7 protein-coding genes are annotated in these 10,589 nt (G+C 36.9%); 5 read left to right on the forward strand and 2 right to left on the reverse strand.

The genetic code is table 11. The features are described from left to right. Positions 1 to 306: 306 nt before the first annotated feature. From AB3M96_RS18885 to AB3M96_RS18900, 4 genes are all read left to right on the forward strand, one after another. On the forward strand, positions 307 to 1,341 hold the full coding sequence (locus AB3M96_RS18885) for a GGDEF domain-containing protein (RefSeq protein ID WP_412969159.1): 1,035 nt from the start codon (positions 307 to 309) through the stop codon (positions 1,339 to 1,341). 560 nt (positions 1,342 to 1,901) lie between these two features. After that, entirely contained in the window at positions 1,902 to 2,762 is an 861-nt protein-coding gene (gene proC / locus AB3M96_RS18890; RefSeq protein WP_412969160.1) for a pyrroline-5-carboxylate reductase, read from the forward strand. 102 nt (positions 2,763 to 2,864) lie between these two features. Next, positions 2,865 to 3,977 carry a glutamate 5-kinase gene (gene proB / locus AB3M96_RS18895; RefSeq protein ID WP_412969161.1) on the forward strand — a complete coding sequence of 371 codons (1,113 nt, stop codon included), beginning with the start codon at positions 2,865 to 2,867 and terminating at the stop codon, positions 3,975 to 3,977. Between the two features lie 28 nt (positions 3,978 to 4,005). Further along, positions 4,006 to 5,265, forward strand: coding sequence for a glutamate-5-semialdehyde dehydrogenase (locus AB3M96_RS18900; RefSeq protein WP_412969162.1), 1,260 nt, complete (start codon positions 4,006 to 4,008; stop codon positions 5,263 to 5,265). A 249-nt stretch (positions 5,266 to 5,514) separates the two neighbouring features. Here the strand turns inward: AB3M96_RS18900 and truA are convergent, their stop codons facing one another. Together truA and AB3M96_RS18910 are read right to left on the reverse strand one after the other, a co-directional pair. Continuing rightward, positions 5,515 to 6,252 (reverse strand): tRNA pseudouridine(38-40) synthase TruA, encoded by a 738-nt coding sequence (gene truA / locus AB3M96_RS18905; protein WP_412969163.1) that lies wholly within the window; start codon positions 6,250 to 6,252, stop codon positions 5,515 to 5,517. Positions 6,253 to 6,354: 102 nt separating this feature from the next. Continuing rightward, the gene (locus AB3M96_RS18910) at positions 6,355 to 7,188 is read right to left on the reverse strand and encodes a TetR/AcrR family transcriptional regulator (RefSeq protein WP_412969164.1); all 834 of its coding nucleotides are present in this window, start codon (positions 7,186 to 7,188) and stop codon (positions 6,355 to 6,357) included. A 98-nt stretch (positions 7,189 to 7,286) separates the two neighbouring features. Between AB3M96_RS18910 and AB3M96_RS18915 the strand changes: the two genes are divergently transcribed. Next, positions 7,287 to 10,370 carry an efflux RND transporter permease subunit gene (locus AB3M96_RS18915; protein ID WP_412969165.1) on the forward strand — a complete coding sequence of 1,028 codons (3,084 nt, stop codon included), beginning with the start codon at positions 7,287 to 7,289 and terminating at the stop codon, positions 10,368 to 10,370. The last annotated feature ends 219 nt before the right edge of the window (positions 10,371 to 10,589 follow it).

A 10,589-nucleotide genomic window follows, 5' to 3' on the forward strand; every position in this document is an offset into this window, starting at 1 on the left:
ATTACATACTACAACTAGAGAAACTAAAAGAGAAAATAAACCATTGTAATGTTAAAATTAAGTACAAGGGAACAGTCCTGTCTATAAATACTAACAAGGTTGGCATAATAGGTTTTAAGTCTATTTAATTATTTGGAATGGTCTTAATTACCAATTCGCGTTATCTCTGTGTTTGGTAAAATAATCCTAACAAGGCATAGGATTTTCTAAGAGTATAAAGACCTAAATGAAGAGTTATTTATTCAGTTAGTTAAAGACATTAAAATAATTGAGTTTGCTTAAACTGTTTCAAAGGGGAAAAACAATTTGAGAAGAATAACATCTTTTGATGACTTCAAAAGAACTTTATATTTATTAATGATTCCAATCATTTTAGTGGCTATGATAAGTTACAACCTTATGGTTAGTGACCTATCAGGGGAAGATTTTTACCTACTCCTTACAAGAATACTAATTGCGTGGTATAGCATTAGTTGGTTTTTTGTTTATAAAAGAATTTTAATGCGTATGGTTGAACTTACTACTTTAGTAATCATAAGTCTTTCGCATATCGCTGTAGTTTACAATGTTATTGTTAATTCGATGGCTTCTGGACAAGAAGGGGCCATAGGAGTATCTATTGTATGGACCCCATTAGTGATAGTTACCTTCTTTCTCATATTAAGAGCAAAATGGGGAGCTATCTATTCATTATTTATCTTTTTAGTTGTCTTAAGCTTTGGTATTATCAGCATTCCAAAACTTTCAAATGAGCACCTTACGTCATTGGCTCAATTTTATTTATCGTACCTAGTTTACATTCTTGTGTTTTTTGTTTCCCTCTACTTGATTAGGCTATTTACAGAACTAGACATTATGAAGAAAAGTGCATATACAGATGCCTTAACAGGTATCTCTAATCGTTATCAAATTGATGCCTGGTTGAATGAAATGACACAGGTAGCAAAGGATCATCATCTCCCACTAGGTATTATGTTTTTAGACATAGATCATTTTAAAGCTATAAATGATACCTATGGACATAATGTAGGTGATTACGTATTAAAAGAAATGTCTTTGTTAATAGCAAACAATCTACCAGAAGGATATTACTTTGGTAGGTGGGGCGGTGAGGAGTTTATCGTACTCACAAATGATTCTATAGAAAATGTAGAAGAATTTGCTGAACAATTACGAGTAGTTATAGAGGATTACGAATTTGGAGTCGCAGGTAAACAAACAGTAAGTATAGGTGTAACTGGTTACAGAACCGTTGATACGGTTGATACTTTGCTGACAAGGGCGGATAAAGCATTATACGAATCTAAGAATAGAGGGCGGAATAGAGTATCTGTTATTTAATGTATAAGTGTACAGGTACACATATTTTTATAGCTACTTAAGGAAATCTGTTTGGTCTGTTGGTTGATAAACTGTCAAAGGCTATAAGTGAAATTGAATGGCTATCTGCTGATCTAGTAATTGATGATTATAAAAGGTAGGTGCACTGAACTGGTGCACCTTCTTTGTTATAAGAGTTTTTAAATTTCCTTTGGTTGCAAAAAAACGATTCTACAAAAATACCTATAAACTAAAATCTTTCGACATTGCCCCAATACTTGTCATTTTCCCAAATATCTCCTTGAGCGTTGTTTACAACGCATATTTCTTCATTATTTCTGTTCAACTAACCATGTTACCGCTTTCACTCACTAATTGAATCGAATGCATATGACTTTCCTGATAGTCCTTGATATTGTTTTTAATCATGTTACGATAGTGACGTTGCTAAAAAAATGATTAGAAAAACACGATTTTCCGCCGCTGATAGCGGAAATCGATGTCTTTTCTTATACTTTAATCCTTCAAAGAGTTCCAATTTCTTAAAGTAGAACAAAATACGAACGCAAGGGAGACATTGGATGTTACATGAAAAAACAATAGCATTTATTGGGGCAGGTTCTATGGCAGAAGCAATGATTTCAGGAATTGTAGCTGCAGGGAAAATTCCTCCTAATCAAGTATTTGTTACAAATAGAAGTAATCAAGATCGACTGAATACTTTAGAAAATGAGTATGGAATTAACGGGGTTACCCGTGAAAATATGAATTGGCAAGATATCGATATAATAGTCCTCGCAATGAAACCTAAGGATGCAGAGATTGCGTTACAATCCATCACGAAAACACTTCTGCCCAATCAATTAGTTCTATCTGTATTAGCGGGAATTACTACTACATTTATGGAGCAGAACTTACCACCAGGACAACAGGTAGTCAGAGTAATGCCAAATACCTCAAGTATGATTGGTGAGTCTGCTACAGCGTTAACAGCAGGAACTTTTACCACTAGAGAAAATGTATCAATCGCAAAAGAATTATTAACCTGTATCGGAGAAGTCTACGAAATAGAAGAGAGTCAAATGGATATTTTTACTGGAATTGCAGGAAGTGGCCCAGCCTATTTCTATTTTCTAATGGAGCATATGGAAGCAGCTGCAAAAATGACAGGATTACATGAAGAAACAACAAGGGATATTATTGCACAAACGATATTAGGTGCAGCAAAAATGATTCAACAACAAGATGACACTCCTTCTACACTACGTAAAAATGTTACATCTCCAAACGGAACAACAGCTGCAGGCTTAGCAGCTTTAGAAAAACATGGTGGTGGAAAGGCCATCTCACAAGCTGTGAAGCATGCGGCCAACAGATCTAGAGAAATTAGTTCCCAGCTAGAAGGATCATTAGTAGAAAATAAGAAAATAAAAGCTGTGTAACAAAGGATAAATATATAATTTTTATGGGCGGTTACTTGTTTGTAAAAGTGATTAAGCGTCTTTAATCGGTCTGCGTACAAAAATAGAGATAGGATTGATTAAATGAGTAAAGAACAGAAGCGAATTGTGATTAAAATTGGAAGCAGTTCTTTAACAAGCCGGCACGGAGAGATAAGTCGAAAAAAATTAGAAAAGCTTGCAAATGAAATCGTCCATTTAAAGGACATGGGACATGAGGTAGTGTTAGTATCGTCAGGTGCGGTGGCAGCAGGCTATCGAAAGCTAGGCTGCTTGGAACGGCCAAACAAACTACCAGAAAAACAGGCTGCCGCATCAATTGGGCAAGGTCTTCTTATGGAGTCTTATTCACAGTTATTTTTATCACATGGATATGTGGCCTCTCAAATACTAATTTTACGTAGTGATTTTTTAGATGAGTCACGTTATAAAAATGTCCGCAACACATTAAACGTGCTTTTAGAAAGAGGAATTATCCCGATAGTTAATGAAAATGATACTGTGTCTGTTGATCGACTCAAATTTGGAGATAACGATACACTCTCAGCAAAAGTAGCGGGACTAGTTGATGCAGATCAGCTAATTATCTTGTCAGATATTGATGGCTTGTATAATGAAAATCCTACTACAAATAAACATGCAAAGCTCCTACAAAAGGTCCATAGTATTACACCGGAGATTGAAGCAGCAGCAGGTGGCTCAGGTAGCTTTGTGGGTACAGGCGGAATGAAGTCAAAAATTGAAGCGGTAAAAATTGCAATGGCATCTGGAATTTCAACCTTCCTTGGTAATGCAGGAGAAAAGAATATCGTTATACATGCTGTAAAGAAAACAGCAAGAGGTACGTATTTTGAAGCAAAGAGTCCAGTAGCAGTTATGAATCAAAAGAAAAAATGGATTGCTTTCCATTCTGGTTCTCAAGGAGAAATTTTTTTAAAACCTTGTGCGGAAAACCGAATTGTTAAAGAAAGAGAAAATATCCGGACTGATGATATTTTACGGGTTAATGGGACATTTGATGGAGGTGCCGTAATCCGACTAGTAGACGAAGATGAAAACAATATTGGCAGAGGTGTTGTGAATTTTTCATCTGAAGAATTAGAAACCATGATGAAAGACCAGGCGAATAATGAAATCATTATCGAGATGAAAGATTTTGTTTGTCATGTTGATGTTCGTGTAACAGTTGGACTTTAAAAATAACAATTCAAATAGGGGGGATTGGGTGTCTTTACTAAAAACAAAGACAATAAAGGAACAGGCAATTGAAGCCAAAAAGGCAGCAAAGAAGTTGAATTTCTTAACCACTGAAGAAAAAAACGAGGGTTTATATATAGTAGCAGATAAGTTAGAAGCTGAGCATGAAAGGATTTTACGCGCAAATCAAAAAGACCTGCTCGCTGGCCGCAAAGCTGAATATGATGAAGCTTTTATGGACCGTTTATTGTTAACGAAACAACGAATTTATGATTTTGCTGAAGGTTTACGACAGGTGGCTCATTTGGAAGATCCAGTTGGCAAGACGATATCAAATTGGACACTGGAAAATGGACTGGAAGTGACTAAACTAACCGTCCCACTAGGTGTAATTGGTATGATATACGAAGCTAGACCCAATGTTACGGTCGATGCAACCGGGTTAGCACTGAAATCTGGTAATGCAATCGTATTAAAGGGGGGTTCATCTGCAATTCATACGAATATGGCTATTGTAGATGTAATCCATGAAGCATTGGAATCTACCAAAATACCTAAAGAGGCTGTTCAATTTATCTCTTCAACAGATCGCAAAGCTACCCAGCAGCTTTTTACAATGAAAGAGCATATTGATGTACTTATACCGCGTGGCGGTGCTTCTCTGATTCAATCGGTTGTAGAGAATGCAACAGTTCCTGTACTTGAAACAGGAGTGGGTAATTGCCATATTTATATTGATTCAGAGGCTGATGTAGCTAAGGCACTATCAATTCTGGTTAATGCAAAAACGGATCGTCCGGCCGTTTGTAATGCGGTCGAAACGGTGATTGTGCACGAAGACTGGTTCGTGAGGAATAAACAAGTACTTATTGAAACCCTAGAACGGAACTCCATTAGTGTACATGGAGATGAAAGAACTGTTTCAACTATACCTGATGCAATCCCTGCTAGAGAAGAGGATTGGGCAACTGAATACTTAAGTCTCCACCTTGCAATGAAAATTGTGAGTAATGCCGAAGAGGCAATTAAACATATTGAGAGATACGGTACCAAACATTCAGAAGCAATCGTAACAGAAAACAAAGACAAGGCTGCTTTATTTATGAAGTCAGTTGATGCATCAGCATTATATCATAATGCTTCGACTAGATTTACAGATGGCGGAGCGCTGGGGTTTGGAGCGGAAATCGGGATATCCACTCAGAAGCTCCACGCTCGAGGTCCAATGGGCCTTCCAGCATTAACAACTGTAAAATTTCTCATGAATGGTAATGGACAGGTGAGATAAGGGAAACTTCAATTAGTGGTGGGCATCCCCCACTAATTGTTAGTCACGCAAAGCCTGATTGATTTTTCTAAAGGCTAAAGCCCAAAGAAAAACCTGATCTCACCAATCGGGGTGTTAGCGTCCGTTATCTCCCACCTAAACGTCCTCGTTTCACATCACGTTTTGAGTTGTGGGAGTCATACGGACGGCTTACGCCGGGATAAATGGTAAACGACTAGAGAGGCTGTTCTCTAGTCGTTTTTCGAATGCTTAAAAATCTACCTTTTCTAAATACAAGCCTTCCGCATCAGCCATTCGTCCTGTTTGAATCCGTTCTTTTGATTCAATAATACTAGGAATTGAATCCGGGTCCTTTTCGCCCAATCCAACTTCTATTAATGTACCGACTATTTTTCGTACCATATTATAAAGAAAACCATTCCCTCGAATACGAATCTCGATAAACCCATTCTTTTCATTGAAATCGATACTATAAATTTCTCTTACCATCGACTTTTTCTTAGACTTGGCGTTTGAATAAGAGGTAAAGTCGTGAGATCCAATAAAATATGAACTTGCACTTTTCATTTTAGCAAGATTAAGCTTTTCGGTTACATGCATACTGTATTTTCTCATGAATGGATTCGAGTAATCTTTATTCCAGATTTTGTACAGATATGTTTTATCTTTTGCGTTATAACGAGCGTGGAAGCGGTCGTGAACAATAGTAACTTCGATAATACTAATATCACTTGGTAAATACCGATTAAGATAATTCATGACCTCAGATTCAGTAAACGGTTTATGTGTCTTAAAGTTAGCGATCTGAGAAAATGCATGTACACCTGCATCTGTTCGACTGCAACCGATAATTTCAATTTGTTCTCCAACCATTTCAGTTAACACATTCTCAATTTTACCCTGAATGGATTGGTCACCATTACCTTGGCGTTGCCAGCCTTTATACCGACCGCCGTCATACTGGATTGTTAATTTATAATTATTCATATAAGTCACCTTTCTACTACCAATCTGGAGTAATGCTCTTATTATAGTTCTTTCCCATTATTATACTAAATAAAAAAAGCAGCATGCTAAAACGCAGCTGCTTTAGAACTGATAATGCTTTCGTAGTAAATAAGATATCCACTTACAATGAGGATTGTTACGAATATTCTCAAGTAATCCCTTCACAATAGCGGGTTTATAGACTGGCTCAAGCAGGTCCTGCTTTAATAAAAGTAATGATTCCTTTTCAATTGATTCATCCATTTCTTCAATTTTTTGTTTGATAATGTCAAGCAATTGCTCGTTAGTTACATTTTCGTCAAAGGGTACCTCTATTTTATATAGAAGATCCTCTGTAATAAAAGGAATGGACGCATGTTGTGCAATAAGATTCGTTTTTTCAACTAAAGATTTTGATAATGCATCAATATCTAAAGGAACATTATAGAAAAGAAATAGCTCAGAATATGATTTCATAAAGCTTTTAATGCAGTAAATTAAGTCATATTTTATCTCGGTTACCCTATCACCGTACAGTAGCTCAATCATGGATAAAATGGTTTTATCCATAATACGATCATAATTTTTCATTTTCAGAAGAAGCTCTTCATTAAACGATTGTGTTTGCTCATGCATGAGAATCTTAGCAAAATCATTATGCTTCTCAAACATCTTATACATTGTAAAATAAAAATCATATAATAATTTTTCTGTATCAACTGAATTACTGACCAGGTAGTCAATGTCTGTGATAAATTCAATCATAAATTGGTCGATTAGTGCTAGGATTAGCTCGTCCTTTGATTTAAAGGATAGATAAAAAGCTCCTTTCGATATCCCGCAATGTTCTGTGATTTGTTGAACGGAAGTAGCCTCGAAACCCTGCTTAGCAAACAGCTCCAAAGCTTTTTCCATAATCAATTGTTTTTTTAACATATTATCTCCAACTCCTAGGCCTAATGATTGACAAATGACCAGTTAGTCATTATTATAAATAATTGAGTCTAATAAGTCAATTAAGGGTAGGTGTAACAGTGAAAGGACTAGTTAATTTTGTACTTAAAAACAAACTAGCAGTATGGTTATTAACGATTATTATAACTGTATCAGGTATTTATTCTGGTACAAGAATGAATATGGAGACAATCCCTAATATTTCAATTCCTTACCTAATGGTAATGGATGTATATCCTGGAGCAACTCCAGAGAAAGTGATGGAGGACGTTTCAATCCCAATTGAAAAAGCAGTAGAGGGACTTGAAGGGGTTAAAGCGGTATATTCAAATTCGTATTCAAACATGGCAAGCCTTCAGGTTGAATATGAATATGGTGAAGATATGGATGAGGCAAATCGTGCTTTACGATCTGCATTAGACACTTTAGAACTTCCAGAAGGAGCACAGGAGCCTATTGTTACGGCAATTAGCATGAACATGATGCCTGTTGTTGCCCTAAGTGTAAGTAGTTCAACAGAAGATATTGTTGAATTAACTTCTACAGTAGAGGATATCCTACTTCCTAAAATTGAAAAGCTTGAAGGTGTTGCATCTGCAACAATAACAGGACAACATATCGAGGAAGTTGAGTTTACTTTTAACGAAGCGAAAATGACTGAACTTGGGTTAACAGAAGACACAGTTAAACAAATGATTCAAGCAAGTGATTTAGCAGTTTCACTAGGTCTTTATGAGTTTGAAGAAGGAGAACAAGCTGTTGCGGTTGATGGCAAGTTCATGACTGCTGACGAATTAAAGGAAATGTTAATTCCTGTTACACCTTCTGAAAATAACCCTGTGCCTTTTGTAAAATTAAGCGATATTGCTGAAATTGAACTGATTGGTAAAGTACAATCGGTTTCTCGTACAAATGGTAAAGATGCAATTGCTATCCAAATTGTAAAAGGTCAACAAGCCAATACAGTTGATGTAGTAAACAATGTAAAAGATCTGATTGAAGAAGAAGAGGACAGAATTGATGGACTTGTAATTGATGTATCACTAGACCAAGGTGAACCGATTGAAGAGTCAGTAGGCACAATGGTAGAAAAAGCATTATTTGGTGGTCTAATTGCAGTACTAATCATTCTATTATTCCTACGTAACTTCAAATCTACTATTATTTCGATTGTATCTATTCCAGTTTCAATTTTTATGGCATTCCTATTATTAAACTGGATGGAAATTACGTTAAACATCATGACACTGGGTGCAGTTACTGTTGCCATAGGTCGTGTAATTGACGACTCAATTGTTGTAGTTGAAAATATCTATCGACGTCTACATTTAAAAGAGGAAAAACTAAATGGTCGAGCGTTAATACGGGAAGCAACTATTGAAATGTTCAAACCAATCCTATCTTCAACCTTGGTAACAGTTGCTGTTTTTGCACCACTTGTTTTTGTTGGTGGTATGGTTGGTGAGTTGTTTACGCCTTTCGCGTTAACAATGACATTTGCGCTTGGTGCTTCACTACTAGTAGCAATCACAATTGTTCCTGCTTTAGCCCACACTTTATTTAAAAAGAAACTATACAGTGAAAAAACTGAAAGTGACCATAAGGAAGTAGGAAAGTTAGCAAACTGGTACAAAGGAATCCTTGACTGGGTACTGAACCATAAAGTTATTACATCGATTCTATCTGTCGTTTTATTAGCCGGAAGTTTAGCGTTAACACCAATTATTGGTTTTAGTTTCTTAGGCAGTGAAGAAGAAAAAGTAATGTATTTAACATATACACCAGCAACTGGTGAGTTAATGGAAGAAACATTGGAGAATGTCGAAGCTGTTGAAACTGAAATGCTAAAACGTAAGGATATTGATATTGTTCAGATTTCAGTTACAGAGGACGGAGATCCAATGGCAGCGATGATGGGAGGCGGCGGAGACGGTGCATTAATGTACTTAATCTTTGACCCGGAAATGGAAAACTTCCCAGAAACTCGTGAAGAAATTGAAGAATATGTATTTAATATTGATCAATCAGGCGAGTGGAAGAGCCAAAACTTCTCCTCTATGTCCATGGCTACAAACGAAGTCAGCTATACGTTCTACAGTGAGGATCTAGACAAACTTAATGAAGCTGTAGGTATGGTTGAAGACGTCATGAATGAAAATGACCGTCTTGAAGATGTATCTTCCAGTGCAGAGGATGCATACGTAGAGTACACATTCAAGGTTGAACAAGATGAATTATTACAATATGGGTTAACAACAGGTCAAATTGTAATGATGTTAAGCCCACAAACTACACAAGAAGTATTAACAACTGTTGAAAAAGACGGAAATGAATTAGAAGTTATTGTTCAACAGGAGCAAGCTAAACAACCTAAGTCTATTGATGAGTGGCTAGCTACAGAAGTCCAAACAGCAGTAGGCACAACAATGAAGTTATCTGAGCTGGTTACAGTTGAAGAAGGTACCACATTAAACACACTTGCTCGTAGTAAAGGTGAATATTACGCAACTGTATCTGGTACGATTATTGGTGATGATATTTCAAAAGCAACATCAGAGGTTGATAAAGCAATTGATAAATTAGACTTACCAAAAGGTGTTACAGTTGGAGTTGCCGGAGTAGCTGCAGACATGAATGAGACATTTACACAATTAGGATTAGCAATGCTTGCGGCAGTTGCGATCGTATACTTTATCCTGGTTGTAACATTTGGAGAAGGGGTTGCACCGTTCGCAATTCTATTCTCATTACCATTTGCAGTAATTGGTTCATTTGTTGGCTTACTAATAGCAGGTGAGACAATTTCTGTATCAGTAATGATGGGTCTCCTCATGTTAATTGGAATTGTTGTTACAAACGCGATTGTATTAGTGGACCGTATTATTCACATGGAACGTGATGGTTTAACAATGCGTGAAGCAGTACTAGAAGCGGGTGCAACACGTCTTCGTCCAATCTTAATGACTGCTATCGCTACAATTGGAGCGTTAATCCCATTAGCAATCGGATCAGGCGGTGGTGGTTTAATTTCGAAGGGCCTTGCTATTACCGTAATCGGTGGATTAGCAAGTTCAACGCTATTAACACTACTCGTTGTACCAATCGTATATGAAGTATTATCTAAGATGTTTAAGAAAAACAGAAGAGAAATTCAAGAAAACTAATGTTGGTTGATGGCCCTACAAGTTTTAATGACTTGTGGGGCTTTTTCGTGTAGGACTACTTTTTGTGTGTACGGCTGCGAGTGGTGCTCGAGGTGAGATGGGGAGAAGCGGCACCCGTAAGTGAGATATACGGGAGGTGCTCCGGGTGAAATGAGGTGAAGCGGCAACCACAAGAGAGGTATGCGAGTGGTGCTCGGGGTGAAATATGGTGAAGCGGCA

The sequence above is a fragment of the Ferdinandcohnia jepli genome (assembly GCF_047246645.1).
In the GTDB taxonomy this organism is placed as follows: domain Bacteria; phylum Bacillota; class Bacilli; order Bacillales; family Bacillaceae_L; genus Ferdinandcohnia.